The sequence below is a fragment of the Rhizobacter sp. P2_D12 genome (assembly GCF_056404395.1).
The window spans coordinates 32,570-59,384 of the sequence record NZ_JBFUEB010000021.1 but is presented as its reverse complement, the minus strand read 5'-3'; the positions used below and the strand labels follow the sequence as shown (position 1 = coordinate 59,384).

Here is a 26,815-nt window from a genome sequence, read left to right as displayed (position 1 = left end):
AGCCATGGCCATCGTCCGATACCTGGTGAATGACGTCGACGTGTCGCTGCCGTTCTACGCGGCACTGGGTTTCGAGGTGGCCGAGCGCTGGGGGCCGCCCTTCGTGATCCTGCGCCGCGACGACCTGTTGCTGTGGTTGAGCGGGCCGGGCACCTCGGCAGCCCGGCCGTTGGCCGACGGATCGGTGCCGGCGGCCGGCGGCTGGAACCGCCTCGTGATCGAGGTCGGCGACCTCGACACGGCGATGCGCAGGCTGAAGGACACGGGCGCGCGGTTCCGCAGCGAGCCGGTCACCGGCCCCGGCGGACGCCAGGTGCTGGTCGACGATCCATCGGGCAATCCGGTCGAGCTGTTCGAATCCGCGGACGACTGACCGATTCTTCATCAAATTGGGGGATGAATGGCGGGTGCTGCGGGGCTGGGCACGCACACCTGCGGGCGCCAGCCGTGTAGGACGGCGTATTATCGATAACAGATCCCGAGCAAAGGCGTGACGTGGACGCGACTGAACCCGGTCTCGAGCTCGACGCTGAATTGCTGGCCCGGCGCAAGGCGCAGAACGCACGCCGCGTCCACACGGTCCAGATCCCGCTGATCCGCATGATCGGGTTCGCGATCCTGTGCCTGATGGTCGCGCTGCAGGCGGTGCGCGACGGCACGGCGCTGGAAGCCCCACAGCTGGCGTTGATCACGCTCAACCTGGCCTATGCGTCGATCGGCTGGTTCGTCCTGCATTTCGGCTGGCAGCGCGCCGGCCGCTTCGACATCGGCCTGCTGCTGTTCCACCTCGACGTGCTGGTGTGGCTCCACAACCTGCACTACCTGGAGAAATCCAACCTGTTCTTCGCCTACCTGCTGCTGATGCGGGTGGCCGACCAGGTCGGCTTCGGCTTCCGGCGCGCGTTCTACTTCAATCACGTGGCGGTGCTGGCCTACCTGGGCTACACCGCGTGGCTGGCCGTCAACGAGCCGGCGGCGGTGCTGTGGATGGACCGGCTGGGGATCGCTGCGACCATGTACCTGCTGGGCGCCTACCTGTCGGTGACGGGCCTGGTGATCGAGCGGCTGCGCGACCGCATGAGCGTCGCGGTGCGCGCCGCCCGCGGGCTGGTCGACAGCCTCGAGCAGGCGAGCCTGGCGAAATCGCAGTTCCTCGCGATGGTGAGCCACGAGATCCGCACGCCGATGAACGGCATCCTCGGCACGACCGAGCTGCTGCTGTCCACCGAACTTGGGCCCGACCAGCACCGTTACGCGAAGACGGCGCACCGTTCGGCGATGGCGCTGCTGGCGCTGATCGACGACGTGCTCGACCTGTCGCGCATGGAAGCGCGCAAGCTGACGCTGAACCTGAGCAGCGTCGACCTGCGCGCGCTGGTGACCGAGACGATGGAACTGATGGGTTTCGCCGGCCGCGACAAGCCGGTGAAGCTGGCCTGGACGCTGCCGCCGCGGCTGCCGTCGCACGTGGAGTGCGATGCGGTGCGGTTGCGCCAGCTGCTCGTGAACCTGCTGCACAACGCGATCAAGTTCACCGATCGCGGCAGCGTCGCGTTGGCCGTCACGCTGATCGGCGAGACGGCCGACTGGGTGCGGCTGCGCTTCAGCGTGCAGGACACCGGCATCGGCATCGCGGCCGACCAGCTGGGCCGGATCTTCGGGGCCTTCACGCAGGTCGACGGCACCAGCACGCGCCGCCACGGCGGCACCGGCCTGGGCCTGGCGATCGTCAAGCAGCTGGTCGAGATGATGCACGGGCAGGTGGGCGTGAGCAGCCGGCCCGGCGAAGGCTCGACCTTCTGGTTCGAGCTGACGCTGCGCAAGGCGGCGGCGCCGGCCGAGGAGGAACTGCCGGATCCGGCCAGCGACAGCCGGCTGTTCGCGCGCGTGCTGCTGGTGGAGGACGACCCGGTGAACCAGATGGTGCTGCAGAGCATGCTGGCCAAGCTGGGCTGCGAGGTCGAGCTGGCGGGCGATGGGGCCGCTGCCTGCAGCGCGGTGCTGCGCAGCCGGCCCGACCTGATCCTGATGGACCTGCACATGCCCATCATGGACGGCTACGAGGCGACGCGCCGCCTCCGCGAGCGCGAGCAGGAGGTGGGTGGCTATACGCCGATCGTCGCGCTGACGGCCGACGTGCTGGTCGAGGACCGCGAGCGCTGCATCGAGGTGGGGATGAACGACGTGGTCACCAAGCCGGTCAGCACGGCGATGCTGGCGGCGGTGGTGGAGCGCTGGACGGGGCATCGGGTGGCGTCGCCGTCGACGTGGTGACCCGTTCGTAGCCCGGATGCCAATCCGGGAGCGCAGCGACACGCGAAGAACCCGGATTGGCATCCGGGCTACGAATCCCTCACCATCCGCGCCAGCTTGTCCGGATTGCGCTGCACCTGGATCAGCGTGATGCGCTCGCCATCGGTCTGGAAGGTCTGCGCCGATTCGAGCGCGCCGCCGACGTAGCGCAGCAGCCCCCATTCGCCGTTGATCCGCACCGTCTCGAAGCGCACCTCGTGCGGGTAGCGCAGCGCGGTCGCGAAGAACAGCTGCGCGATGCGCTGGCCGCCGAGCAGCGGCTGCGGGAAGGACTGCACCTTGCCGCCGCCGTCGCCCATCAGCTGCGCATCCTCGGCCAGCAACTCCTTCAGTGCCGCGAAGTCGCCGTTCACCGAGGCTTCGGCAAAGCGCGTCAGCAGGCGCAGGTGCGTGTCCGGCGGCACCGGCTGGCGCTGCCGTTCGTCGCGCAACTGGGCCTTGGCGCGGTGCACCAGCTGGCGGCAGGCGGCCTCGCTCTTGCCGATGGTGCTGGCCAGCTCGTCGTAGTCGACGTCGAACACCTCGCGCAGCAGGAAGGCCGCGCGCGCCTCCGGCGTCAGCCGTTCCAGCAGCATGAGGAAAGCCACCGACACGTCGTCGGCGCGCTCCAGCATCTGCTCGGGCGAGGTCGGCGAATCGGTCAGCTGCGGCTCGGGCAGCCAGATGCCGGGGTAGTGCTCGCGCTGCACCTTGGCGGCGCGCAGCCGGTTGATCGACAGCCGCGTCGCCACCGTGACCAGCCAGCCGGTGGGGTCGCCGTCGTCGTCCGCCGGGTGCCCGGCCTCGTGCCAGCGCAGCCAGGTGTCCTGCACCACCTCCTCGGCCTCGGCCACCGAGCCGAGCATGCGATAGGCGATGCCCTGCAGGCGCGGGCGCAGGCGGGCGAAGGTGTGCGACGCGTGTTCCATGGCACGGCAGGCTACACCAGCGGCAGGCTCACGGCTGCGCGGCGAACCACTCGGCAAAGTGCAGCTTCCCGATGCGGGCGGCCGTGCCGGTCACCAGCGTATGGTCGTCGAGCTCGGCGCCGAAGTAGCGCGCATGCGGGTCTTCGACGACGCGCCGCGGGTCGCCCTTGGCGGCCAGGAAGCGCCGCACCATGTCGGCCAGCCGCACGCGCTCGGGGCCGCCCACCTCCAGCGTGCCGTTGATCGGCGCGCCGACGGTGGCGTCGTGCATCGCATCCGCCACGTCGTCGGATGCGATGGGCTGGATCAAGGCCGGCGACATCCGCACCGTCTGTCCATCGGTGCCCGACTGGACGATGCCGCCGAGGAACTCGAAGAACTGCGTCGAGTGCACCAGCGTGTACGGGATCGCCGAGGCCTTGATGAGGTCTTCCTGCGCCTGCTTGGCACGGAAATAGCCGCTGGCCTGCAGGCGCTCGGTGCCGACCACCGACAGCGCGACGTGGTGGCGCACACCCGCCTCGGCCTCGGCGGCCAGCAGGTTGCGGGTGGAGGTCTGGAAGAAGGACATCACCGCGGCGTCCTCGAACGACGGCGAATTGGAGACGTCGACCACCACCTGCGCGCCGGCCAGCGCCTGCGGCAGGCCTTCGCCCGTGAGGGTGTTGACGCCGGTGTTGGGCGAGGCCGCCAGCACCTGGTGGCCGCTGCGGGCGAGGCGTTGGACGAGCTTGCTGCCGATGAGGCCGGAGCCGCCGATGACGACGATCTTCATGGGGTGCCTTTCAGGAGAGGGGAGGGGAGTGGCGGGATGCTAGGCAGCGCTGCCGACGGCCGGAAGCCCTGCGGCGCGGACCACGGTGTTGCCTTGCGCTCACCAATCGGACCCGCCATCGGCGGCCGGCATGTCACAAGACGGGGGGCTCGCGTGTTCTACAGGACATGGATGCCTCAAACCGCTCGATACCGGCCGCCGACCCCCTGGCGACCAGCTTCGCGACCAGCTATGCCGGCGTGGTCGCCTTCATCGCCGTCGCCAACGAGGGCAGCTTCGCCAAGGCCGGAGACCGCCTGGGCATCGGCCGTTCGGCGGTGAGCCGCAGCGTGCAGAAGCTGGAAGCGCAGCTCGACGCCCGGCTGTTCCACCGCACCACGCGCAGCACGGCGCTGACGCGCGAGGGCGAGTTGTTCTACGCCAGCTGCCACCCCGGCGTCGCGCACATCGCGCATGCGCTGGACGAGATGCGCGAGCTGCGCCAGGGCCCACCGCGCGGGCAGCTGCGCATCGGCTCGGCCGTGGGCTTCGGGCGCAAGGTGGTGGCGCCGCTGCTGCGCGGGTTTCGCGAGCGCTACCCGCAGATCGCGCTCGAGCTGCTGCTCGACGATCGCCCGGCCGATTTCACGACCGACTGCATCGACGTGTGGTTCCGCAACGGCCGCATGGAAGACAGCCAGGTCGTCGCGAAGCAGCTGATCCCGATGCAGATGCTGGTGGTGGCCTCGCCCGGCTATGCGCGGGCGCACGGCCTGCCTGGCGGCATCGACGAGCTGGCCGCGCACCGTTGCATCAACTTCCGGCGGGCCTCGGGCCGCGTCTGCGACTGGGAGTTCAAGCGGGACGGCCAGCTGCACAAGATCGCGCTGCCGGCCGCGCAGACCTTCAACGATGCCGACCTGGTGCTGCAATCGGTGCTGGCCGGCGAAGGCATCGCGCAGGTCGCCGCCTACCAGGCCTGCGACGAGCTGCGGGCCGGTCGGCTCGTGGCCTGCCTGGGCGAGCAGGCGCCGGACGACCGCGGGCACTACCTGTGCTACCTGAACCGCCGGCAGCTGCCGGCGCGGATCCGCGTGTTCATCGACCACATGACGACGCAGATCCGCGCGCTCGACCTCGATTGCACGGCGCTCACTTCACCGGCAGCAGCGCGTCAACACCTTTCTTCTTGAGCAGCACGACGACGAACTTCGCCGGCTGCGTGCTGCTGGCATTGCGGCCGACCGTGTGCACGTCCTTCGGGCCTTCGTAGAAGCTCTGCCCGGGCGTGAGCGTCACTTCCTTGCCGCCTTTCACCTGCATCACGATCGAGCCTTCGAGCACGTAGACGAAGGCGTGGGCGTCGTGGCGGTGCACCGGGTCGGCACCGCCCGGCGGGTACTCGACGGTGAGCATCAGCGCTTCCTTGCCGGGCAGGTCGGCCAGGGCCTGGGCCATCACCGGCGTCACGGTCGGCAGCGGCGCGGTCTGGGCCTTCGACGTTCCCGTCGCGGCGAGCGCCAGCACCGCGGCGCCGCCCAGGGTCTGGAGGGTGGAGGTCATGGTGCGCCGCTCAGCTGAGGTTGGCCTTGTCCAGCCCGAACATCGCGTCGGCCGAGCCGGGCACGGTCTTGAACGCGACGTTGACGCGGTTCCAGGCATTGATCGACATCACCGCGAAGGTGAGGTCGGAGATCTCCTTCTCGGACAGCTGGGTGCGCACGCGTTCGTAGAGGTCGTCGGGCACGCCTTGCGCGGGCAGCGTGGTGAGCACCTCGGTCCAGGCCAGCGCGGCGCGCTCGCGCGGCACGAACAGCGTCGATTCGCGCCAGGTGGCCAGGTGGTGCAGGCGCAGCTCGCGCTCGCCATGGATCTTCGCCTGCTTGACGTGCATGTCGAGGCAGAACGCGCAGCCGTTGATCTGCGAGGCACGGATGTCGACCAGGTGGCGGATCGTCGGCTCGATCGCGCTGTCTTCGAGCGTGTTGCTGAACTCGATGAACTTCTTGAAGAGCGTGGCCGATTGCTTGGCCGCGTTGACGCGTTGGGTCATGGTGTTCTCCGTGAGTCCCAGGGCGGCTGGGAGGCCCGTTTCCTGCGCAGTGCGGAATGGAGAAATCGTAGGAGCGCAGGGCATGCGGCAGAAGGCATGCGGCGGGGACCACGGTGTTGAGCGCACCGCACCAATGGTGTGAAACGTAGTGTGTCGACTTCGTCGGCCGACACACGCGCATACGCAATCGGCGGCTGCCGGCCGAAGCGGCTCCAAGAATGCAGGCCTTGCTTCATCCCCCCCGTTCTTCCAGGAGTCACCCATGTCCCGCAGCGAAATCAACCTCCAGCGCCGCCGCCTGTTCGGCGCCGCGGCCGTCACGATGGCCGCCGCTCCGTTCGGTCTCATCGAGAACGCGCAGGCCCAGGCGGTGCCCGCGATCAAGCCCGGAACGAACGCCTCGTTCGCGTCGCTGAAGCAGGTCGACGCCGGCGTGCTGAACATCGGCTATGCCGAAGCCGGCCCCGCCGACGGCCCGGTGGCGATCCTGCTGCACGGCTGGCCCTACGACATCCACAGCTTCGTCGACGTCGCACCGCTGCTGGCCGCGGCCGGCTACCGCGTGATCGTGCCGCACCTGCGCGGCTACGGCAGCACCCGCTTCCTGTCGGCCGGCACCGTGCGCAACGCGCAGCAATCGGCCGTGGCGCTGGACATCATCGCGTTGATGGATGCGCTGAAGATCCCGAAGGCCACCATCGCCGGCTTCGACTGGGGCGCGCGCACGGCCTGCATCATCGCGGCCGCGTTCCCGCAGCGCTGCAAGGCCCTGGTGTCGGTGAGCGGCTACCTGATGACCAACGTGGACGCCGGCAAGCGCCCGCTGCCGCCGAAGGCCGAGTACGACTGGTGGTACCAGTACTACCTCACCACCGAGCGCGGCGTCGAGGGTTACGCCAGGTACCGCCGCGAGTTCACGCGGCTGATCTGGGAGACGGCCTCGCCGATGTGGAACTTCGACACCGCCACCTTCGAGCGCAGCGCGGCCTCGTTCGACAACCCGGACCACGTCGCGATCACGGTGCACAACTACCGCTGGCGCCTGGGCCTGGCGGCGGGCGAGCCGCAGTACGACGAGCTGGAGAAGCGGCTGGCCCAGTTTCCGGCGATCGGCGTGCCGACGATCACGATGGAGGGCGACGCCAACGGCGCCCCGCATGCCGACCCGGCCACCTATCGCGCCAGGTTCACCGGCAAGTACGCGCACCGCCTGCTGCAGGGCGGCATCGGCCACAACCTGCCGCAGGAGGCGCCGCAGGCCTTCGCGCAGGCCGTCATCGACGTGGACCGATACTGACGGGATGAATCGCCTTCGCCTGCTGCCCCTGCTTTCCTGGTTCATCGTTGCGGCCGCCGCGGCCGCACCGGACGAGGAGGCCCTCGGTCGGGCGGCGGGCTATCCCGCGGCACGCACGCTGAAGCAGGCCTACGAGGAGCCCTTCCTGGTCGGCTCGTTCAGCGCGATGGACAGCTTCAATCCGGCCTGCACGCTGGCCCCGGCCGGCGAGCCGCTGCCGCTGAAGAAGGCAGCGGCGGAGACGGCGTTCAGCTACCGCTACCAGGGCCGGCGCTTCACGCTCGACGACTACCTGCAGCACCAGCGCGCCACCGGCCTGCTGGTGCTGAAGGATGGCGAGATCGTCGCCGAGCGCTACAACTACCAGCGCAGCGGCGAGATGCGCCTGCTGTCGAACTCGATGGCCAAGACCATCACCGCGCTGGGCGTGCTGAAGGCGCAGGAAGAAGGCCTGATCCATTCGCTGGAGGACCGCGCCGAAACCTACGTGCCCGAGCTCAAGGGCTCGCTGTATGGCGGCACGCGCATCGTCAACCTGCTGCGCATGGCCTCGGGCGCGCGCTATGTCGAGGACTACTCGGCGTACGACGACCGGGCCCGCTTCAATGCGACGGCGCGGCGCAGCGGCAACGTCGCGGCCGCGCGCGAGGTGACCGAGCGCAGCGACCCGGAGGGCGAGCGATTCAACTACGCCGGCGCGCAGACCCAGGTGCTCGCCCTGGTGTTGCGCGGCGCGACCCGCCGCACGCTGTGCGACTACGTCGGCGAGAAGATCTGGAAGCCGATCGGCGCGCAGGCGCAGGCGAGCTGGCTGCTGAACGCGGCCGACCAGGTCGAGGTGGCGCAAGGCGGGTTCAACGCGACGCTGCGCGACTATGCGCGCCTGGGTTGGATGATGGCCGCTGACGGCCAGGTGCGCGGCGCGGCCATCGTGTCGCGCGAGCACCTGCTGGACATGACCGATGCGGCCCGGCAGCCCGAGGCCTTCCGTCCCGGACGCATGCAATACCACGGCAGCACCTACCAGGGCTACGGGTTGCAGACCTGGCTGCTGCCGGGCACGCACAGGCGCTTCGCGCTGCTGGGGGTCTACGGGCAGGCCATCTTCGTCGACCCGGTGCTGAACCTGGTGGTGGTGCACACGGCGGTCGGCAAGGACGCGTCGGGCGATGCCAGCGGCAACCACCTGGGGGCAGAGCGGGATGCGTTGCTGCGGGGGATCGTCGCCGCCTATGGCGACTGGTGAGGAAGCCGCGCGAGCCGCCGGCGGTGTATAGTTTCGTCCAAGATGGATACACATGTGTGTATCCAATGCGGAGGCGAACCATGAACACCAAGGATGCAGGCATGCGCATACGCGTCGAGCGAGAACTGCGTGACGCATTCGTCCAGGCATGCCAGGCGCAGGGCCTGGTCGCCTCGGAGGTGCTGAGGGATTTCATGCGCGCGTTCGCCGCGAAGCACTCGACCGAACAGGCGCAGCTCTTCGGTCAAGCCAAGCCAGAGCGCCACTGAAAGGTCATCGATGATCGTCCTGAGAGCAACGCAAGCCGAGGTGCTGGGTGCATTGCAAGCGGTCTGCGGTGTCGTCGAGCGGCGCCACACCGTGCCGATCCTGGCCAATGTGCTGGTGCGCAAATCGGGCCGGCAGGTCGAGCTGACCGCCAGCGACCTCGACATCCAGGTCCGCCATCGGCTCGAGCTTGCCGGCGACGATGCCGATTTCTCGACCACCGTCAACGCCCGCAAGCTGATCGACATCCTTCGGGCGATGCCGGCCGACCAGGTGGTGACGCTCACGGCCGATRCCGACAAGCTGAAGCTGCAGGGCGGCCGCAGCCGCTTCATGCTCCACACGCTGCCGGCGCAGGGTTTCCCACTCGTCGCCGAAGCGCCCGACACGGGCCCCTCGCTTCGTCTTGCGCAATCGGTGCTCAAGGGCCTGATCGAGCAGGTGGGGTTCGCGATGGCGGTGCAGGACTTCCGCTACTTCCTGAATGGCCTGCTGTTCGTCGCCGATGGCAAGCGCCTGCGGCTCGTGGCCACCGACGGCAATCGCATGGCGCTGGCCGAGGCCGTTGTCGACGTCGAGCTGCCCCGGCAGCAGGTCATCCTGCCGCGCAAGGCGGTGCACGAACTGCAGCGCCACCTGCGCGACGCCCCGGGTGCCGAGGGCGAGTCGCAGGTCGAGATCCGGTTCGCCGCTGCGCAGGCCCGTTTCGCGCTGAACGGCGTCACCTTCGTCACCAAGCTGATCGAAGGACAGTTCCCGGACTTCGAGCGGTACATCCCGAAGAACAACCATCATGCCGTCACGCTCGGGCGGGCGCCTTTGCTGGCGAGCCTGCAGCGTGCATCGATCCTGACCAGCGACAAGTTCAGGGGCATCCGGGTCCATGTCGCGCCGGGGACCTTGCGCATCGCATCCAGCAACGCCGAACGCGAAGAGGCCGACGAAGACCTCGAGATCGACTACGGCGGTGACAGCATCGAGATCGGCTTCAACGTCACCTACCTGCTGGACGTCTTGAGCAACGCGGATGCCGACATGGTCAGGATGGAGCTGCAGGACGCCGGTTCCAGCGTGCTCTTCACGTTCCCGGACCGCGCCGGTTTCAAGTACGTGGTCAGTCCGATGCGGCTGTGAAGCGGGGTCTCGCGCGGGGCTGGCAGGTCATGCCGGGATCCCTACGCGTCGCGGTCGCGTCCTCCGACAGGACTTGGCGCGCCCGATGTCTATTCTTGGTGCGTCCACTTCAGGAGAAGACCATGGCCATCGACTCGAGCCATTACCGGGCGTTGCAGGAAAAGTTGTCCGAGCTGAAAGCCGCCCCCGTTCCCGACATGGCGGCCATCGATGCCGTCATCGAGGCCTTGGCCGCGGAACAGCTGCGGCTCAAGGAGAAAGACGGGCAACCGGGCAACAACCCGATCGAGCCGCGCAGGGAGCACCCCAGCGCGGCCTGATCGCCTTCAGGCCGCGTGGCCGCCGACGCCGCGATCGAGGAAGAAGCGCACGATCTCGGCCGACGCGTCCGGCCCGGTCGCATCGGTGTACGAGCCCTCGGGGCTGCCGCCGCACCAGCTGTGCGTGCCGCCATGCACCACCCATTCCTCGACCAGCGTGCGGCCTTCGCCGTCGTCGAAGCGTCTGGTCGTGCAGCGCCGGCCGTTCACCGAAGGTTCCACGCGCTCGCTGCGCTGCAGGACGGCGCTGTCCCGCTCGAATGCGGCAACGGCCTGGCTGATGATGGCGGCGCCGTTCATTGCGTTGACGGTGGTGTCGGCATCGCCATGGAACACGATGGTCGGCACGCCGATCGCGGCCGATCGTGGGGCCCCCGGTGCGCGCCGCGCCTGCATCGCTGCGAAGGCCGAAGGCACGTCGTGTGCGGACCCTACCGGCAGCCCGGAGTGCGCGGCCACGCCGGCGAACACGTCGGGATAGGCGGCAGCCAGGATCAACGCCATCGCTGCGCCGGCAGACAGGCCGGCCACGAAGACCCGCGCCGGATCGACCGCGTGGCTGTCGCCGATGTCGTCGACGATGCCTGCCAGCAGCGAAGGCTCCGGCCCTTCGCGCGTCTGCTGCGTGCGATCGAACCAGTTCCAGCAGTTCGAGCCATTGGCGCGCGCCGTCTGCGCCGGGTACGCCACCAGGAAACCATGTCGTTCCGCCAGCTCGTTCATGCGCGTGCCGGCCGCGAAATCCTCCGGGTCCTGCTTGCACCCGTGCAGCATCAGCAGCAGCGGCCTCGGTGAGCCGTCGTAGCCCGAAGGCACGTAGAGCCTGTAACTGCGGCTGCCGTGCGCACTTGTGTGGGTGCGCTCCAGGAAGACACCTGCCTCGTCGTCCAGCCCTTCCGGCAGGACGGGAGCCCGCCGCTCTGCCGTGGGCAGCACGCCCGGGCCACCGAGCCCGCCGGCCTTCATCGCCTGGTCGATGGTGTCGCGCACGAAGCGGGCACTGACGTTGGCGCGGCCGAGGCCCGCAGCCGACAGCGCGCGGTCGATGGTCCGCGAGATGGATTCGAAGTTCATGGGTACATCCGAGAATGCTGCAATGCAGCAATCATGCGCCCCTTTGAGGATCCGTGCTCTGTGGGAAACGCGCATCAGCGTGCAGGACTCGGACTACGCAATTTCGCGCCCCGGCACAATGGCGCCGCATATGTTCAGCCTGATCAAGCTCACCATCCAGCGCGCCCGCCAGGAACGCCTGCCGCAGATCGCCGGCAGCCTGACCTTCACGACCGTGCTGTCGATCGTGCCGTTCCTCGCGGTGTGCTTCGCGCTGTTCACGCGCTTCCCGGTCTTCCGGCGGCTCGAGGACGCGATCGAGGAGATCTTGCTGAAGAGCCTGCTGCCGGCCGACATCGCGCGCACGGTGCTGAAGTACCTGAACCAGTTCGCGGCCAACGCGAGCGGCCTGACGCTGGTGGGCTCGCTGTTCCTGGTGGTGACGGCGGTGGCCTTGCTGCTGACGGTGGAGAACGCGCTCAACCAGATCTGGAAGGTGAAGAAGAACCGGCCGTTCCTGAAGCGCGTGGGCATGTACCTGCTGATGATCGCGGTGGGGCCGCCGGTGCTGGGCGCGAGCCTGTGGGCGACGTCGTATGCGGTCAGCGCGTCGGCCGGCCTGATCGAAACCTTGCCGCCGTCGGTCAAGTTCGTGTTGACGCTGGGGCCGGTGGTGATGGGCCTGCTGGTGCTGACCAGCCTGTTCTATTTCGTGCCGAACGCGAAGGTGCGGCGGCGCGATGCCATCGTCGGCGGCCTGATCGCCAGCATCGGGTTCGAGCTGGGCAAGCGCGGCTTCGCGGCCTATGTGCTGAAGATCCCGACCTACAAGACGGTGTACGGCGCGTTCGCGGCGTTCCCGGTGTTCCTGCTGTGGGTGTATTTCTCGTGGCTGGTGACGCTGGCAGCGGCGCTGGTCACGTCCAACATCGCCCGCACGCAGAAGCGGCCCGCGGGCAAGGCGCCCCGGGCCAAGGCGCCGGCCTGATCGTTCAGGAGGCCGGCACCCGGCGGCTTACTTGCCCGTTTCTGCGTAGGCCAGGCGCGCGGCCTTGTGCATCTTCAGGCGCTCTGCAGCACCCGCAAGCCCGCGCTTCACGTCGCGCTTGGCGCGGTGGACGTTGTCCCGCAGGACGTGCAGCCGTGCCCGATTTCGCTGTGCTTGAATGGCCATTCAGTTCTCCGTTGGTGAGGGTGCAGGGTACACCCTCGGAGGCGCCCGGGCTCGAACCGGAGGAATGAGGACTTTGTCCGCATGGGGCCCGAGTGGCTCATCGAGTCCATGTGAGTCATTGCGAGTAGTCGACCGGATCGCGGTATGCCGGCTCGTCGTGCAGCGCCCAGTATGCGTCTGACAGCCGCACCGTCACCGGCCCCGGAAACCGCGGCAGCGCCTGCCCGTCCAGCCGCGCGATCGGCAGGATGCCGCCGCCGGTGGACGTGAGGAAGACCTCGTCGGCGCGCCGGAAGGCCTCGACCGGCACCGGCCCGACGCGCAACGGGATCGCCAGCCGCTCGCACAGCTCGATCGCCGTGCGCCGCGACACGCCTTCGAGCACGCCGCGGTCCGCCGTGTGCACGACACCGTCCTTGACCATGAAGACGTTGAAGCCCGGCCCCTCGGCGATGTTGCCGCTGGCATCCACCACGCAGCTGGTGTCGCGCCCGCGGTCGTAGGCATCGAACATCGACTGCACCAGGTCGATCCAGTGGTAGTTCTTCACCGTCGGGTCGACCGACTCGGGCGCGATGCGGATGCGGTCGCTCACGTGCAGGTCGATGCCGGCGAGCTGCTTCTCCTTCGGTGCGATCCACACGAAGGGCAAGGCGTAGGCGTAGAAGCGGTTCACCGCCAGCCGCGGATCGCGCACGCCGCGCGGCGGCACGCCCCGCGTGCAGACCATCGCGACATACGCATCCTGCAGCCCGCCGGCACGCACGCAGCCATGCAGGATGTCGCGCAGCTCGGCGCGGCTGTGCGGGATCGCCAGGCGCATCTTCTCGAGGCTCGCGAAGAAGCGGTCGATGTGCGTGTCGAGGCGGAAGAACGCGCCCTGCCAAGTGCTCGCCACGTCGTAGGTGGCGTCCGATCGCGTGAAGCCCCAGTCGAACAGCGAGATCTTCGCCTCGGACAGCGGCACGTAGGCACCGTCGGCGAAGGCGCAGCCGCCTTCGAACGAGAACGGGCGGGGTGGCTTCGGGATGTCGCTCATCGGTGTGCGTCCTGGTGGGAACGGCTAGTCGCCGGCGTAGTTCTCGGCCCGGATTTCCTCGAGCTGGTCGACCAGGTTCTCGTAGAACGCCGGCAGTTGGATGTCCTCGCCGTCCTCGATCCGCTTGGAGATCATCGTCTGCGGGAAGACGAGCAGGCTCGTTTCCTTGTAGCGCACGGCCGGGTCCCGGCCGTATTCATCCTCGACCATCCACCAGTCGTAGTGCTCGTTGCAGTTGACGAAGACCTTGCCGAAGGCGATGCCGAGCGACTGCAGCGAGTACGTCGCCTCGGGTTCGATCACCCCGGCGTCCAGCACCTGCTGCAACAGCGGCAGGTCCGACAGCCGGGCCGACAGCGGCTGGCCCGTCACCTCGTTCGTCAGCTCGCCGGCGTGGATCAGCAGCCGGGCGATGTGGTCGATGTCCTGCTCATTCGGGGCTTCGATGCGTTGAGTCATGGTGGGGCCAGGCAATGTGCGCGCCGAAGCCTACCCGATCCGGCGCAATGTCCGGCCGCAACGTGAGGGCCGGGATCTCGTACGCGCCGGCATTCTGCGCACGGAACGGGATCGGTGCCGTCGTCTCCAGGGCATCCAGGCGCCGGCCGAGTTCCTCGTGGATCGCCGCGAATCGCGCGTCGTCCATCCGGCCGGTCCGGTACACCACGAACGGCGGCAGCACGTCGAAGCCGGGGTAGTACAGGATGCCGTGCTGGATCGGGAACAGCAGGTCGTCGATCGGCCCGTTGACGCCGCGCGGCGCGTAGTGGGATTCCCACCCGCCCGCCGTCACGATCAGCATCGCCCGCTTGCCGGCCAGCGTGCCTTCGCCGTAGCGGTCGCCCCAGCGCGCATCGGAATGCTCCCCGACGCCGTACCCGAAGCCATAGGCATAGACACGCTCGACCCAGCCCTTCAGGATCGCCGGCATCGAGAACCACCACAGCGGAAACTGCAGGATCACGGTGTCGGCCCAGCGCAGCTTGTCCTGCTCGAGCGCGATGTCCTCGCTTTGCAGGCCGTTCTCGAACGCATGCTTGGAGTCGAGTGCCGGGTCGAAGCGCGCCTGCGTCCGCGGGGCCCGGCTGTCGGCCGCGTCGAGCGTGGCCTTCCAGTTCATCGCATACAGGTCGGATACCTGCACGACATGCCCGGCGGCTTCGAGGCGCGCCACCGTGAAGCTCTTCAGCGAGCCGTTCAACGAGCGAGGTTCGGGGTGGGCGTGGACGAGCAGGATGTTCATGGGCACAGGCCTTCGTTGCAGGAATGGCTGCATCGTCCGGCCGCAGCCGCTATATTGGAAATGAATTCTCAGGATGGCAGGTATTGCGATGAATGATCTCCGCCGGCTCGACCTCAACCTGCTGGTGACGCTGGACGTGCTGCTGTCCGAGCACAACGTGACCCGGGCCGCGCAACGGCTGAACTTCTCTCAGCCCTCGGTCAGCGTGCACCTCGCGAAGCTGCGGGACATCTTCGGCGATCCCTTGCTGCTGCCCGGGCCGCGCGGCATGCGGCCGACCGCCAGGGCCGACGAACTGCGCGAACCCTTGCGGCAGGCGCTCGAAGGGCTGCAGCGCGCGGTGTCGCCGGCCGACCCCTTCGACCCGGCCCGCGCCACCCACACCTGGTCCGTCGCCGCGGCCGACTATGGCGAACTGACGATCGTGCAGCCGGCGCTGGCCGGCTTGCGCACGGCGGCGCCGGGCACCCGCTTGGCGGTGCTCGGGTCTGCGCCGTCGCGCATGGCCCGGCAGGCCGAGCAGGGGGAGATCGACCTGGCCCTGCACGCCACGCAGTACGCGCCGCCCGGCTTGCGCCACCGGGTGCTGTTCTCGGAGCGCTATGTCCTTGCCGGGCGGGCCGGCCACCCGCGCCTGAAGCGCCGGCCCACGCTGGCGCAGTTCTGCACCCTCGATCACCTGATCGTGTCGCCGGACGGCGGCAGCTTCCAAGGGTTCACCGACGACGCGCTGGCGGCGGCAGGCGTCGCGCGGCGGGTGGTGTTGTCGGTGCCGCACTTCCTGTTCGCGCTGTCGGCGCTGGCGGGCACCGACCTCGTGGCGATGCTGCCGTCGCGGCTGGTGGGCGGCAACCCGGCGCTGAAGCTCGTCGAGCCGCCGGTCGAGGTGCCAGGCTTCGAGATGGCGATGTTCTGGCACGAGCGTTCGCACCGCGATCCGGCGCACCAATGGTTGCGCGAGCACCTTGCCGCTTCCGTCGAACAGCCGGCTCGGCTATGACATCACCACCAGCACCTCGGCATCGCCCGCCCCGGTCGACAGGTAGATGTGCCCGATGCCACTGTCGAAGTACGCGGTTTCCAGGCGCTTCAGGTCGACCGTCTCGCCCGTCTCGAAGCACAGGCGCACGCGGCCCTTCAGCACGATGACGAACTCCTGGCCCGGGTGGCGCACGAAATCGGCGAACTCGTCGGTGCGGCGGGCGACGATCCGGCCGTGCAGCGGCGTCATGCGCTTGCCCGCGAAGCCGGTCGCCAGCATGCGGTAGTCGTAGCTGTCGCTGTCGTAGCGCGGCGATTCCTCGATCGTCGAACGCACCACCCGCGGCGCCGCGGCCGGGGCGGCCGACGCCCGCGGATCGAACAGCTCGCCGATGTCGGCGCCGAGCGCGCGTGCCGTCGCGGCCAGCTTCTCGTAGCTGACCGAGATCTGCCCCAGCTCGATCTTCGACAAGGTGCTCAGGGCCACGCCCGATCGCTCGGACAAGGCCTTCAGCGTCAGCTGCCTGTGCTTGCGCAGCTGCCGCAGGCGCTCGCCGAGATGATGGCGGTGGGGCGCCGCGCCGGCGCGGGCAGCAAGGGATTTTCCGGGCATGGGCACGATTCTCGCATGCGAGAATTCTCGTATGAGAGAATTTGATGTCGCCATCGTCGGCGCCGGCATTGCCGGTGCATCGCTCGGCTTCCGGCTGGCCGGCCAGCGCAGCCTGGTGCTGCTGGAAGCGGAGGCGCAGCCCGGCTACCACGCCACCGGCCGCTCGGCCGCGATGTTCATGGAAAGCTACGGCGCCCCCGGCGTGCGGGCCTTGACGCGCGCCAGCCGCGCGTTCTACGAAGCGCCGCCGGAGGGCTTCACCGACAGCGCGTTGCTGGCCCCGCGCGGCGCGCTCTACGTGGCGACGCACGAGCACGCGGGCCTGCTGGCGCCGATGCAGCGCGCGCTGCTCGACAGCGGCGGCAGCGTCGAGCGGCTGGATGCGCAGGCGGCGCTCGCCCTCGTGCCGTGCCTGCGACCCGAGGTGGTGCACGGCGCCCTGCTGGAGCGCGATGCGCAGGACATCGACGTGCATGCGCTGCACCAGGGCTTCCTGCGCGGCCTGCGCCGCGAGGGCGGCACGCTGCAGGTGCAGGCGCGGGTGGCCGGCGCGCGCCGCGATGGCCGTGGCTGGGAGCTGCGCCTGGACGACGGCGAGGCGCTGCGCGCGCAGGTGGTGGTGAACGCCGCCGGCGCCTGGGCCGACACGCTGGCGGCGGCCTGCGGCGCACGGCCGCTGGGCGTGGAGCCGCGACGCCGCAGTGCCTTCACCTTCCAGGCGCCACCGGGCCTGCAGGTCGCCGGCTGGCCGGCGGTGGTCGGCATCGACGAGAGCTGGTACTTCAAGGCCGATGCCGGCCGGCTGCTCGGCTCGCCGGCGAACGCCGACCCGACCTTCGCGCACGACGTCGTGCCCGAGGAGCTGGACATCGCCACCGGCATCCACCACATCGAATCGGTCAGCAYGCTGCAGATCCGCCGCCCCGCCAGCACCTGGGCCGGGCTGCGCAGCTTCGTGCCCGACGGCGAACTGGCGATCGGCTGGGACGCTGACTGTCCCGGCTTCTTCTGGCTCGCCGCGCAGGGCGGCTACGGCATCCAGACCGCCGCCGGCGCGTCGGCCCTGGCCGCAGCGCTGCTGCTGGGCCAGCCGCTGCCCGAGGCGCTGCGGCGCCACGGCGTGGATCCGGCCACCACCGATCCGCGCCGCCTGCGCTGAGCACCCCCTCACCCCCTGAAAGGACCCGACCATGAAACAAGCCCTCGCTGCCCTGTTGCTGGCCGCCGCGCCGCTGATCGCCGCGGCTGCGCCCGCCTGGCCCGACAAGCCGGTGACCCTGGTCGTGCCCTTTCCGCCGGGCGGCGCCACCGACACGCTGGGCCGCATCCTCGCGCGCGGCCTGGGCGAACGGCTGGGCCAGCCGGTCATCGTCGACAACAAGGCCGGTGCCGGCACCGTGATCGGCGCGACCGCGGTGGCGCGCGCCGCGCCCGACGGCTACACGCTGCTGATCAGCTCCAACACCACCTTCACGGTGAACCCGGCGCTGCGCGAGCGCCTGGGCTACGACCCGCAGCAGAGTTTCGAGGCGATCGGCCTGGTCGGCACCTCGCCGCTGGTGATCCTGGCCAACAAGGCGCTGCCGGTGCAGAACCTGAAGGAGCTGGTGGCGCTGGCGCGCAGCAAGCCGGGCCAGGTGTCGTATGGCTCGTTCGGCAACGGCACCACGTCGCACCTGGCCGGCGAGATGCTCAAGCTGGTCGCCGGCATCGACCTGCTGCACGTGCCCTACAAGGGCAGCGCGCCGGCGATGAGCGACCTGATCGGCGGGCAGGTGCAGCTGAGCATCGACACCAACGTCGCGGCGCTGCCGATGCTGCAGGCCGGCAAGGTCAAGGCGCTGGCCGTGACCACGCCGAAGCGCTCGCCGTCGTTGCCGGACGTGCCCACCGTGGCCGAGGCCGGCTACCCCGACTACGAGATGGTGCCGTGGATCGCCATCGTGGCCCCGCGCGGCCTGCCGGCGGCGGCGCGCGATGCGCTGGGCAAGGCCCTGGCCGATACTGTGGCCGACGCCGGCATCCGCGGCGAGCTGAAGAAGACCGGGCTCGACGTCGCCTACGAGCCCGGCAGTGCCTACGGCCGGCGCGTGGCCCGGGAGCTGCCGCTGCTGCGGGCCTATGTGCACAAGGCGAACATCCAGGCGGAGTGAGCATGCATCCCGACACCGAACTGCCCGAACGTTCCGCCCTCGATCTGCGGCGCCTGATCGGCCGCCGCGAGATCTCGCCGGTCGAGTTGATGCAGGCCTGCATCGCCCGCATCGAGCGCTTCAACCCGGCCGTCAACGCGATCGCGGCCACCGGGTTCGAGCGCGCGCTGGAACAGGCGCGCGCGGCCGAGGCGCAGGTGATGGCGGGCGCACCGCTCGGCGCCCTGCACGGCCTGCCGCTCGGCGTGAAGGACCTGCAGGACACCGCCGGCCTGCTCACCACGTACGGCAACGCCGGCCTGCGCGGCAACGTGCCGTCGGCCGACAACACGCTGGTGGCCCGCCTGCGCGCGGCCGGCGCCATCGTCACCGCCAAGACCAACGTGCCCGACATGGGGGCCGGCGCCAACACGCGCAACCCGGTGTGGGGCGCCACCGGCAACCCGTTCGACCCGGCGCTCAACGCCGGCGGCTCGTCGGGCGGCTCGGCCGCCGCGCTGGCCACCGACATGCTGCCGATCTGCACCGGTTCCGACACCGGCGGCTCGCTGCGCATCCCGGCGGCGCTGTGCGGCGTGGTCGGGCTGCGGCCGTCGCCGGGGCTGGTCGCCAACACCGCGCGTCCGCTCGGCTGGTCGGTGCTGTCGGTGCTCGGGCCGATGGGCCGCGACGTGGCCGACACCGCGCTGCAGCTGTCGGCCAGCGTCGGCTTCGATGCGCACGACCCGCTGTCGGTCGACGCCTCGCCCGACGCGCTGTGGCCGCTGCGGCAGGTCGACTTGTCGACGCTGCGCATCGGCTACTCCGAAGACTTCGGCATGTGCATCGTCGACCCGGAGATCCGGCGCGTCTTCCGCGACCGCATCGAGGCGATCCGGCCGTGGGTGGCGCGCTGCGAGCCGATCGACTGGCAGCTGGGCGACCCCGACCGGGCCTTCGACGTGCTGCGCGCCGAAAGCTTCGTCGCCGCGTTCGCCGACACCTACCGCCGGGCCCCCGAGACGCTGGGGCCCAACGTGCGCGCCAATGTCGAGATGGCGGCGGCGATCACGCTGGCCGACCGCGCCTGGGCGCACCTGGAGCAGACCCGCATCGCGCGGCGCTTCGCCACGGTGTTCGAGCAGTTCGACCTGGTGCTCGCACCGACCACGCCGCTGACGCCGTTCCCGTGGACCGAGCTGTATGCCGGCCGCATCGACGGCCAGGCGATGCGCAACTACTACCAGTGGCTGGGCCTGACCTACGTGGTGACGCTCGCGACCAACCCGGCCTTGTCGCTGCCTTGCGGCCGCGACGAGCACGGCATGCCCTTCGGCCTGCAGGTGGTGGGGCGGTTGCGCGGCGATGGCGCGCTGCTGGCGGCGGCGCAGGCGCTGGAGCAGGCCTTCGACGGCCAGGCTGCGCTGCGCCGGCCGCGGCCCGCGCTCGCCGCGCTGCAGGCGGCGCAGCCGGCGCTGAAATCCATCGTGACGCACCCGCCCGTGCAGGGCGGGGAGGGCGGCCCTGCCGCGGGCATGACCGCCGTGTAGGTGCGCCGCGGCCGGCGGCTTGTCGTCTAATCCGCCCAACGCCCTTCACCGGAGTTTGCGATGGCCGATGACGCCCCCAGCGAGCTGCTGTCTCGCCGCCACCAGATGTTCCCCGTGCTCAGCGACGCCGAGATCGCGCGGATGCAGCGCTTCGGCAGCGTGCAGACGCATGCGCCCGGCGCCCACCTCGTCACCGCGGGCCAGCCCGGGCCGGGCATGTTCGTGGTGCTGAAGGGGACGGTCGCGATGACCCAGCGCGACGGCCTGGGCAATGTCACGCCGATCGTGCAGCACCGCCGCGGCCAGTTCGTCGGCGAGGTCGGTACGTTGTCGGGCAAGCCCTCGCTGGTGGACGGCATCGCGCAGGAGGAGGTGGAGGTGCTGCTGCTGCCGCCGGGCCAGGTGCGCTCGCTGATCATCGCCGAGGCCGACCTGGGCGAACGCCTGGTGCGCGCGCTGATCCTGCGGCGCGTGGCGCTGATCGAGTCGGGCGCGAGCGGCCCGGTGCTGATCGGCCAGCCGGGCGCGGCCGACCTGCTGCGGCTGCAGAATTTCCTGCGCCGCAACGGCGAGCCCTACCACGTGGTCGATGCGCAGCAGGACGTCGGTGCCGCCGCGCTGCTCGAGCAGTACGGCGTCGCTCCCGGCGAACCGCTGGTGGTGTGTCCCGACGGCGCGGTGCTGGTCAACCCCGGCGAGACGGTGCTGGCGCGCTGCATCGGCATGGTCGACACCGAAGACCACGACGAGCTGTACGACGTGGCGGTGGTCGGGGCCGGGCCGGCCGGGCTGTCGACGGCGGTGTACGCCGCGTCCGAGGGTCTGCGCGTCGTCGTGCTCGATTGCCGCTCGTATGGCGGCCAGGCGGGCGCGAGTGCGCGCATCGAGAACTACCTCGGGTTTCCGACCGGCATCTCGGGCGGCGCGTTGGCGGGCCGGGCCTATGTGCAGGCGCAGAAGTTCGGCGCCGAGATCCTGATCCCGTCCGAAGTCCGCGCGCTGGACTGTGCGCGCACCGGCCCCGACCGGGAGCTCACGCTGCGCCTCACCGACGGCCGGCGCCTGCGCGCGCGCACCGTGGTCATCGCGAGCGGTGCGCGCTACCGCCGGCCCGAGGTGCCGCGGCTGCCCGAGTTCGAAGGGCGCGGCATCTGGTACTGGGCCTCGGCGCTCGAGGCCACGATGTGCGCGCAGACCGAGGTGGCGCTGGTGGGCGGCGGCAACTCCGCCGGGCAGGCGGCGGTGTTCCTCTCGCAGCATGCCGCGCGGGTGCACGTGCTGGTGCGCGGGCCCGGTCTCGCGGCGACCATGTCGCGCTACCTGATCGACCGCATCGCGGCCACGCCCAACATCCTGCTACGGCCGCACACCGAGATCACGCGGCTGCACGGCGAGCCGCCGGGCGGCCTCGCGGCGGTGACCTGGCGCGACCGGCGCAGCGGCGCCGAAGAGGAGAAGGCGCTGCGCAACGTGTTCCTGTTCGTCGGTGCCGATCCCGAGACGCGCTGGCTCGAGGGTTGCCACGTGGCGGTCGACCCGAACGGCTTCGTGTTGACCGGCAATGCGCTGGAGGCCGGCCCCGGCGGCTGGCGGCCGGCGCCGCTGGAGACCAGCATCCCCGGCGTGTTCGCGGTCGGCGACGTGCGTTCGGGCTCGGTCAAGCGCGTGGGCGGTGCGATCGGCGAGGGTGCCGCGGCGGTCGCTCAGATTCATCAACACCTGGCGGCGGCCGCCGCCTGAGCACGGGAGACTTCGATGCAGATCAAGCCTTGCGACCATGTCCCCGCCTCGCCGCATGCCGCGACGTCGAAGGGCTGCGAAGAGTGCCTCGCGCTGGGCGACACCTGGGTGCATCTGCGGCTGTGCCTGCACTGCGGGCACGTGGGTTGCTGCGACTCGTCGAAGAACAAGCACGCCACGCGGCACCACGCGAGCACGGGGCATGCGGTGATCCGTTCGCTGGAGCCGGGCGAGGATTGGGAATGGTGCTACGCGCACCAGCGGCAGGTGGGTTGATGCTTGAAGCGAAGGAACCTGTCGGTGTGCGAGTCGTCGGACTGGGAGCGTCCGCCGGCGGGCTCGAGCCGCTCCAGCAGTTCCTGTCCGGCGTGCCGGCTTCGAGCGGCCTCGGCTACGTGGTGGTTCAACACATGGACCCGACACGCAAGGCGATGCTGGGGGATCTGCTGCAACGTGCGACGTCGATGCCGGTGCGCGAGGCAGCGGATGCACAGATCATGGAGCCCGACGTGGTCTTCGTCATCCCGCCCAACGCCGAACTGACGGTCGTGGGGGGTGCGCTGCGCCTGACGAAGCCTTCACAGCCGCGTGGCCAGAGGTTGCCGATCGACGCGCTGTTCAGCTCGCTGGCGCGAGAACTCGGCGAGCGGGCGATCGGCGTCGTCCTGTCGGGCATGGGATCGGACGGTACCCTGGGGCTGCAGGCGATCAAATCGCAGGGCGGGCTGACCCTGGCCCAGCAGCCCGAGTCGGCGCAATTCGACACCATGCCCGCGAGCGCCATCGGCGCGGGCTGCGTCGATATCGTCGCGTTGCCCGCCGACATGGCGGCGCGCATCCTGGGTGTGACGGGCCTTCATCCGCCAACCGGGTTGCCGCCGCCCGACTCCGCCGAACAGGCAGAGGCCGCGCTCGGCACCATTCTTCACCTGTTGCGCGAGCACACCCGTCACGACCTGGTGCCGTACAAGTCGAACACGCTGGTACGCCGCATCGCGCGGCGCACGGCCGTCCATGGCCTGGACACCATGACGGCCTACGCCGCTTTCCTGCGCGACAACGCGCAGGAACTGGATCTTCTGTTCAAGGAGATGCTGATTGGCGTCACGTCGTTCTTCCGGGACCCGGCAGCCTGGCAGGACCTGGTGGGCACCGTCCTGCCCGCCTTGATCGGGCGACACGCTGCGCAGGACGGCCCGCTGCGTGCCTGGGTGATCGGCTGTTCGACCGGCGAGGAGGCGTATTCGCTGGCCATGGCCTTCACCGAGGCCCTGGAGTCGCGCCCGGCCCCCGCTTCCTGCGAACTGCAGATCTTTGCCACCGACCTCAATGCAGACGCGATCGCCGCAGCGCGCAGCGGGCGCTTTGCCGCGACGATCGCCCGCGACCTGACGCCGCAGCGCCTGGAACGGTTCTTCACCGAGCGGCCGGACGGGGGGTACCAGATCGACAAGCGAATCCGCGACATGGTGCTGTTCGCGCAGCACGACGTGATCCTGGACCCCCCGTTCACCCGGCTCGACCTGCTGTCGTGCCGGAACGTGCTGATCTACTTCGGCACGGCCCTCCAAAGGCGCCTGGTGCCTCTGTTCCACTACAGCCTGCGACCCGGCGGGGCGCTGTTCCTGGGGGGATCCGAAACCGTCGGCCGGGCCCAGTCCCTGTTCGTTCCGCTGCATCAGAAGTCCAGGCTCTACTGGCGCAACGACAATGGGGGTTCCATCGGTGCGGTGGTCTTTCCGACCCACCGGCGCCCGACGTCACGATCGCCTACCCAGGAGATGCCTCTGACCCCCCTGAACACTCCTGCGGCCAACCTTCAATCGCTGGCCGATCAGTTGCTCCTGCAGGCGTTTTCGCCGCCGGCCGTGTTGGTCAACGACGGCGGCGACATCGTCTACATCAGCGGACGCACCGGGCGCTACCTGGAACCCGCGGCGGGCAAGGCGAACTGGAACATCCACGTGATGGCCCGACCCTCCATCCGGGCGCAGCTGGCCGTCGCATTGCGGACTGCCCTGCAGGAGAAGAGCTCGGTCGAGCTGCGCGGCCTTCGGCTCGATGAAGATGCGACGGTCAACCTCGACATCACGGTGCAGGCGGTCACCCAGCCAAAATCGCTGGAAGGCATGGCGATGATCGTCTTTCGAGAGGTCGCCGCCGTGCCCAGCCGGCGCGCCCGGCGGGCCAGGTCGGCGGACGCCGTCGATGCGGCGGTCAACGACGAGTTGACCCGCTCGCGCGAGGAGATCCAGGCGCTGCGTCGCGAGACGCGGGCGTCGCAGGAGGAGTTGCAGGCTGCCAACGAGGAGCTGCAGTCCACCAACGAGGAACTGCAGTCCGCCAACGAGGAGCTGACGACCTCCAAGGAAGAGGCGCAGTCGATGAACGAGGAACTGCAGACCATCAACGGGGAGCTGCAGTCCAAGCTCGACGATCTCGCGCTCGCGCAGAGCGACATGCAGAACCTGCTCAACAGCACGGACATCGCGACGCTGTTCCTGGACAACCAGCTCAACGTGCGGCGCTTCACCGAGCAGATCGCCCGCGTGGTGCACCTGCGCGAGGGCGACATCGGCCGCCCCCTGAGCGAACTGGCGAGCACGCTGATCTATCCCGAGATGCACGCTGACGTGAAGGAGACGCTGCGCACGCTGGCGTTCAGCGAGAAGCAGATCGCCACCAGCGACGGACACTGGTTCACGGTGCGCATCATGCCGTACCGCACCCTCGCCAACGTCATCCAAGGCGTCGTGATCACCTTCGTGGACATCACCGTCGCGAAAGAACTCGAATCCCGCCTGCGCAAAGCGTAGAGTCAAGGTCCCGGGGCAGCCGTTCAGAAGGTTTCCATGTCCGACCACGTCACCGAACTGTCGCGCCTGGCAGACCTGCGAAGTCGGGCCGCCTCGCGGCTGACGGGGGGCGCGGCCGCCAAGGGCGCAACGGCCCGAGCCGCCGATGCCCTGGCGGTCCTGCATGCATTGGCTTCATCCCCGGAAACCGCTGCCGACGCACTGGCGCTTCTCCACGAACTGCAGGTGCATCAGGTCGAGCTCGACCTCCAGGCGGAGGAGTTGAGGGAGTCCCGTGCCGAGCTGGAGTCCGCACTGCGCCGGCAGATCGAGGTCTACGACTTTCAGCCGGTGGGCTGCTTCACCGTCAATTCGCATCTGGTCGTGCTGGAGCTGAACCGGACCGCTGCAGCGATGCTCGGCGTCGAGCGCGACGACGCCCTCGGATTGAGCCTCGGCAACTTCCTCGGCACGCAAAGCAGGCACAGGCTGAAGGAACTGCTGTCGAGCGTCGGCGGGCCGGGGCCGCACGATTCGGCCCTCCTCCAGTGGTGTCCGAAGGACGGGCCTGGGTGGCCGGTTCGGGCCCACGTCGACGCCGCCCCGTCCGGGCAGAGGTACTTCGTGGTCCTGGCGAGCGCCGGCGAAGAACAGGGGCCTACGTCGCTGCGCGCTGCGGGATCAAACGGGCGTACTCCTTCCTGACGACGCCATAGCATTCGCAGCTTCGGCTTTCGAGCGCCGCGCGATCCAGGACGCAGATGTGGCCCCGTGCATAGCGGATCAGACCGGCGCGCTGCAGCTTGAGCGCAGCCTCGGTCACGCCCTCGCGCCGCACACCGAGCATGCTGGCGATCAGTTCCTGCGTCGTCGTGAGTTCGCTGCCCGGCAGGCGATCCAGGCGCATCAAAAGCCACCGGCACAGTTGCTGATCCAGCGAGTGATGCCGATTGCACACGGCCGTCTGCGCCATCTGGGTGATCAACGCCTGCGTATAGCGCAGCAGCAGATGCAGGACCGCAGCGGATCGCAGGAACTCGGCCTTGATCGTTTCTGCCTTGAGCCGATAGGCCATGCCGGCGCTCTGGACCATCGCCCGGCTCGATGTCGCCTCTCCACCCATGAACAGCGAGATGCCGACGATGCCTTCGTTTCCGACGACGGCCATCTCGGCCGACGTGCCGCTTTCCGTCACGTAGAGCAGGGCCGCGATGGCCGTGGTCGCGAAGTAGGCATGGCTGGGGGCACTTCCCGACTCGTACAGGACCGTCCCGAGGGGCAGCTCGACGAGTTCGAGCTGAGGCAGCCATCGCGTCAGGTCTTCGGCAGGAAGCGCCGCGATCAGCTGATTCGAGCTGGGGCCGGTGGCATGGGTCATCGCGATTCCTCCGTTGCTGTGCATCGGGCTGCATCTGCCGTACATGGCGCCGATCGTTCAGTAGGGCATGTCTTCGGCAGACTTGCAAGCACGCTGCTGCGCTTTCAGCTCGCGCAATCGCACCCGGGTTCCGAGGAGACATCCTTCGATGTACCCTTCGATCCGGCCATCGACGCAAATCCGCAGGTCGTTGCCATCGGGCTCGGCTTCACAGTGCGTGGCCGTGCTCCTGCAATCCACCATCGCGCGGGTGGTCGCCGTCCGCCGTTCGCCGTGAGTTCGAACATGAAGGCAACTCAAGTTCTGTTGAACACCCTGCAGGCCCGCTTCGAGGACAACACGCACAGGCACGAGGGCATCGCCTGGGCCGATGTCCGGGCGAGGCTCGAAGCCCACCCGCCGGCACTGAAATCGCTGGGCGCCATGGAAGCCTCCGGCGGCGAGCCCGACGTGATCGGCTCCGATCCGAAGACTGGCCGCTTCACCTTCTGCGACTGCTGCGCCGACAGCCCTGCAGGACGCCGCAGCGTCTGCTATGACGACGAAGCGCTGGCGGCGCGGAAGGAAAACAGACCCGCCGCCAGCGCCGTCGGGATGGCCGCGGAAATGGGCATCGCGCTGCTGACGCAGGCGCAGTACCGCGCGCTGCAGGATCTTGGCGACTTCGACACCAGGACGTCCAGCTGGGTCTGGACGCCGCCCGACATGCGATCGCTGGGCGGTGCGCTGTTCTGCGACAAGCGCTACGGCCAGGTGTTCACCTACCACAACGGCGCGCAGTCGTACTACGCCGCGAGAGGCTTCCGCGGCGCCCTCCAGGTCTGA

The 26,815-nt window shown here is 69.4% G+C and carries 29 protein-coding genes; 18 read left to right on the top strand and 11 right to left on the bottom strand.

Features of this window, described 5'->3' with window-relative positions; all coding sequences use genetic code 11:
• Positions 1-4 precede the first annotated feature (4 nt).
• Both AC1DYN_RS09810 and AC1DYN_RS09805 read left to right on the top strand, forming a co-directional pair.
• The gene (locus AC1DYN_RS09810; RefSeq protein WP_477958943.1) at positions 5-373 is read left to right on the top strand and encodes a VOC family protein; all 369 of its coding nucleotides are present in this window, start codon (positions 5-7) and stop codon (positions 371-373) included.
• A 122-nt stretch (positions 374-495) separates the two neighbouring features.
• Entirely contained in the window at positions 496-2,274 is a 1,779-nt protein-coding gene (locus AC1DYN_RS09805; RefSeq protein ID WP_477958942.1) for an ATP-binding protein, read from the top strand.
• Positions 2,275-2,342: 68 nt separating this feature from the next.
• Here the strand turns inward: AC1DYN_RS09805 and AC1DYN_RS09800 are convergent, their stop codons facing one another.
• Positions 2,343-3,221 carry an RNA polymerase sigma-70 factor gene (locus AC1DYN_RS09800; RefSeq protein ID WP_477958941.1) on the bottom strand — a complete coding sequence of 293 codons (879 nt, stop codon included), beginning with the start codon at positions 3,219-3,221 and terminating at the stop codon, positions 2,343-2,345.
• 28 nt (positions 3,222-3,249) lie between these two features.
• Positions 3,250-3,996, bottom strand: a complete 747-nt coding sequence (locus AC1DYN_RS09795) for an SDR family oxidoreductase (RefSeq protein ID WP_477958940.1) — start codon at positions 3,994-3,996, stop codon at positions 3,250-3,252.
• 167 nt (positions 3,997-4,163) lie between these two features.
• Here AC1DYN_RS09795 and AC1DYN_RS09790 point away from each other — a divergent pair, with 167 nt between their 5' ends.
• Positions 4,164-5,168, top strand: coding sequence for a LysR family transcriptional regulator (locus AC1DYN_RS09790; RefSeq protein ID WP_477958939.1), 1,005 nt, complete (start codon positions 4,164-4,166; stop codon positions 5,166-5,168).
• On the opposite strand, the gene AC1DYN_RS09785 is transcribed toward AC1DYN_RS09790, so the two are convergent.
• Together AC1DYN_RS09785 and AC1DYN_RS09780 are read right to left on the bottom strand one after the other, a co-directional pair.
• Entirely contained in the window at positions 5,128-5,538 is a 411-nt protein-coding gene (locus tag AC1DYN_RS09785; protein WP_477958938.1) for a cupin domain-containing protein, read from the bottom strand. The genes AC1DYN_RS09790 and AC1DYN_RS09785 overlap by 41 nt on opposite strands.
• 10 nt (positions 5,539-5,548) lie before the next feature.
• Complete coding sequence (locus AC1DYN_RS09780) at positions 5,549-6,028, bottom strand: carboxymuconolactone decarboxylase family protein (protein WP_477958937.1); 480 nt, start codon at positions 6,026-6,028, stop codon at positions 5,549-5,551.
• Between the two features lie 262 nt (positions 6,029-6,290).
• Between AC1DYN_RS09780 and AC1DYN_RS09775 the strand changes: the two genes are divergently transcribed.
• The 5 genes from AC1DYN_RS09775 (at position 6,291) to AC1DYN_RS09755 (ending at position 10,292) form a co-directional block, all read left to right on the top strand.
• Positions 6,291-7,325: an alpha/beta fold hydrolase gene (locus AC1DYN_RS09775; RefSeq protein ID WP_477958936.1), complete on the top strand. Its 1,035-nt coding sequence runs from the start codon at positions 6,291-6,293 to the stop codon at positions 7,323-7,325.
• 4 nt (positions 7,326-7,329) lie between these two features.
• Entirely contained in the window at positions 7,330-8,571 is a 1,242-nt protein-coding gene (locus AC1DYN_RS09770) for a serine hydrolase domain-containing protein (protein WP_477958935.1), read from the top strand.
• 80 nt (positions 8,572-8,651) lie between these two features.
• Positions 8,652-8,840 carry a plasmid-related protein gene (locus AC1DYN_RS09765; RefSeq protein WP_477958934.1) on the top strand — a complete coding sequence of 63 codons (189 nt, stop codon included), beginning with the start codon at positions 8,652-8,654 and terminating at the stop codon, positions 8,838-8,840.
• A 10-nt stretch (positions 8,841-8,850) separates the two neighbouring features.
• Positions 8,851-9,972: a DNA polymerase III subunit beta gene (dnaN, locus tag AC1DYN_RS09760; protein ID WP_477958933.1), complete on the top strand. Its 1,122-nt coding sequence runs from the start codon at positions 8,851-8,853 to the stop codon at positions 9,970-9,972.
• A gap of 122 nt (positions 9,973-10,094) precedes the next feature.
• On the top strand, positions 10,095-10,292 hold the full coding sequence (locus AC1DYN_RS09755) for a hypothetical protein (protein WP_477958932.1): 198 nt from the start codon (positions 10,095-10,097) through the stop codon (positions 10,290-10,292).
• Between the two features lie 6 nt (positions 10,293-10,298).
• Here the strand turns inward: AC1DYN_RS09755 and AC1DYN_RS09750 are convergent, their stop codons facing one another.
• Entirely contained in the window at positions 10,299-11,366 is a 1,068-nt protein-coding gene (locus AC1DYN_RS09750) for an extracellular catalytic domain type 1 short-chain-length polyhydroxyalkanoate depolymerase (RefSeq protein ID WP_477958931.1), read from the bottom strand.
• 130 nt (positions 11,367-11,496) lie between these two features.
• Here AC1DYN_RS09750 and AC1DYN_RS09745 point away from each other — a divergent pair, with 130 nt between their 5' ends.
• The gene (locus AC1DYN_RS09745) at positions 11,497-12,333 is read left to right on the top strand and encodes a YihY family inner membrane protein (protein WP_477958930.1); all 837 of its coding nucleotides are present in this window, start codon (positions 11,497-11,499) and stop codon (positions 12,331-12,333) included.
• Positions 12,334-12,360: 27 nt separating this feature from the next.
• Here AC1DYN_RS09745 and AC1DYN_RS09740 read toward each other — a convergent pair whose 3' ends face one another.
• From AC1DYN_RS09740 to AC1DYN_RS09725, 4 genes are all read right to left on the bottom strand, one after another.
• Positions 12,361-12,519, bottom strand: coding sequence for a hypothetical protein (locus AC1DYN_RS09740; RefSeq protein WP_477958929.1), 159 nt, complete (start codon positions 12,517-12,519; stop codon positions 12,361-12,363).
• A 115-nt stretch (positions 12,520-12,634) separates the two neighbouring features.
• Positions 12,635-13,558 carry an aminotransferase class IV gene (locus AC1DYN_RS09735; protein ID WP_477958928.1) on the bottom strand — a complete coding sequence of 308 codons (924 nt, stop codon included), beginning with the start codon at positions 13,556-13,558 and terminating at the stop codon, positions 12,635-12,637.
• 24 nt (positions 13,559-13,582) lie between these two features.
• The gene (locus AC1DYN_RS09730) at positions 13,583-14,017 is read right to left on the bottom strand and encodes a DUF3806 domain-containing protein (protein WP_477958927.1); all 435 of its coding nucleotides are present in this window, start codon (positions 14,015-14,017) and stop codon (positions 13,583-13,585) included.
• The gene (locus tag AC1DYN_RS09725) at positions 13,989-14,801 is read right to left on the bottom strand and encodes an NAD(P)H-dependent oxidoreductase (protein ID WP_477958926.1); all 813 of its coding nucleotides are present in this window, start codon (positions 14,799-14,801) and stop codon (positions 13,989-13,991) included. Before AC1DYN_RS09725 ends, AC1DYN_RS09730 begins: the two co-directional genes overlap by 29 nt.
• A gap of 88 nt (positions 14,802-14,889) precedes the next feature.
• Here AC1DYN_RS09725 and AC1DYN_RS09720 point away from each other — a divergent pair, with 88 nt between their 5' ends.
• Positions 14,890-15,801: a LysR family transcriptional regulator gene (locus tag AC1DYN_RS09720; RefSeq protein WP_477958925.1), complete on the top strand. Its 912-nt coding sequence runs from the start codon at positions 14,890-14,892 to the stop codon at positions 15,799-15,801.
• Here the strand turns inward: AC1DYN_RS09720 and AC1DYN_RS09715 are convergent.
• Positions 15,796-16,395: a helix-turn-helix domain-containing protein gene (locus AC1DYN_RS09715; protein ID WP_477958924.1), complete on the bottom strand. Its 600-nt coding sequence runs from the start codon at positions 16,393-16,395 to the stop codon at positions 15,796-15,798. The two genes, AC1DYN_RS09720 and AC1DYN_RS09715, sit on opposite strands and share 6 nt — an antisense overlap.
• Before the next feature lie 31 nt (positions 16,396-16,426).
• Here AC1DYN_RS09715 and AC1DYN_RS09710 point away from each other — a divergent pair, with 31 nt between their 5' ends.
• The 7 genes from AC1DYN_RS09710 to AC1DYN_RS09680 are packed head-to-tail and all read left to right on the top strand — an operon-like array spanning position 16,427 to position 25,317.
• Positions 16,427-17,554 (top strand): NAD(P)/FAD-dependent oxidoreductase, encoded by a 1,128-nt coding sequence (locus tag AC1DYN_RS09710; RefSeq protein ID WP_477958923.1) that lies wholly within the window; start codon positions 16,427-16,429, stop codon positions 17,552-17,554.
• Positions 17,555-17,585: 31 nt separating this feature from the next.
• Positions 17,586-18,548: a Bug family tripartite tricarboxylate transporter substrate binding protein gene (locus AC1DYN_RS09705; RefSeq protein WP_477958922.1), complete on the top strand. Its 963-nt coding sequence runs from the start codon at positions 17,586-17,588 to the stop codon at positions 18,546-18,548.
• A 2-nt stretch (positions 18,549-18,550) separates the two neighbouring features.
• A complete protein-coding gene (locus tag AC1DYN_RS09700) occupies positions 18,551-20,077 on the top strand; it encodes an amidase (RefSeq protein ID WP_477958921.1) in 1,527 nt (508 codons plus the stop codon).
• A gap of 60 nt (positions 20,078-20,137) precedes the next feature.
• Positions 20,138-21,817, top strand: coding sequence for an FAD-dependent oxidoreductase (locus AC1DYN_RS09695; RefSeq protein WP_477958920.1), 1,680 nt, complete (start codon positions 20,138-20,140; stop codon positions 21,815-21,817).
• Positions 21,818-21,832: 15 nt separating this feature from the next.
• Complete coding sequence (locus tag AC1DYN_RS09690; protein WP_477958919.1) at positions 21,833-22,093, top strand: UBP-type zinc finger domain-containing protein; 261 nt, start codon at positions 21,833-21,835, stop codon at positions 22,091-22,093.
• Positions 22,093-24,633 carry a chemotaxis protein CheB gene (locus tag AC1DYN_RS09685; RefSeq protein WP_477958918.1) on the top strand — a complete coding sequence of 847 codons (2,541 nt, stop codon included), beginning with the start codon at positions 22,093-22,095 and terminating at the stop codon, positions 24,631-24,633. The genes AC1DYN_RS09690 and AC1DYN_RS09685 overlap by 1 nt, the downstream gene beginning before the upstream one ends.
• 36 nt (positions 24,634-24,669) lie before the next feature.
• Positions 24,670-25,317, top strand: coding sequence for a PAS domain-containing protein (locus tag AC1DYN_RS09680; RefSeq protein ID WP_477958917.1), 648 nt, complete (start codon positions 24,670-24,672; stop codon positions 25,315-25,317).
• Here the strand turns inward: AC1DYN_RS09680 and AC1DYN_RS09675 are convergent.
• Entirely contained in the window at positions 25,271-25,990 is a 720-nt protein-coding gene (locus AC1DYN_RS09675; protein WP_477958916.1) for a Crp/Fnr family transcriptional regulator, read from the bottom strand. The two genes, AC1DYN_RS09680 and AC1DYN_RS09675, sit on opposite strands and share 47 nt — an antisense overlap.
• Between AC1DYN_RS09675 and AC1DYN_RS09670 the strand changes: the two genes are divergently transcribed.
• Complete coding sequence (locus AC1DYN_RS09670) at positions 25,982-26,815, top strand: DUF4256 domain-containing protein (protein WP_477958915.1); 834 nt, start codon at positions 25,982-25,984, stop codon at positions 26,813-26,815. The two genes, AC1DYN_RS09675 and AC1DYN_RS09670, sit on opposite strands and share 9 nt — an antisense overlap.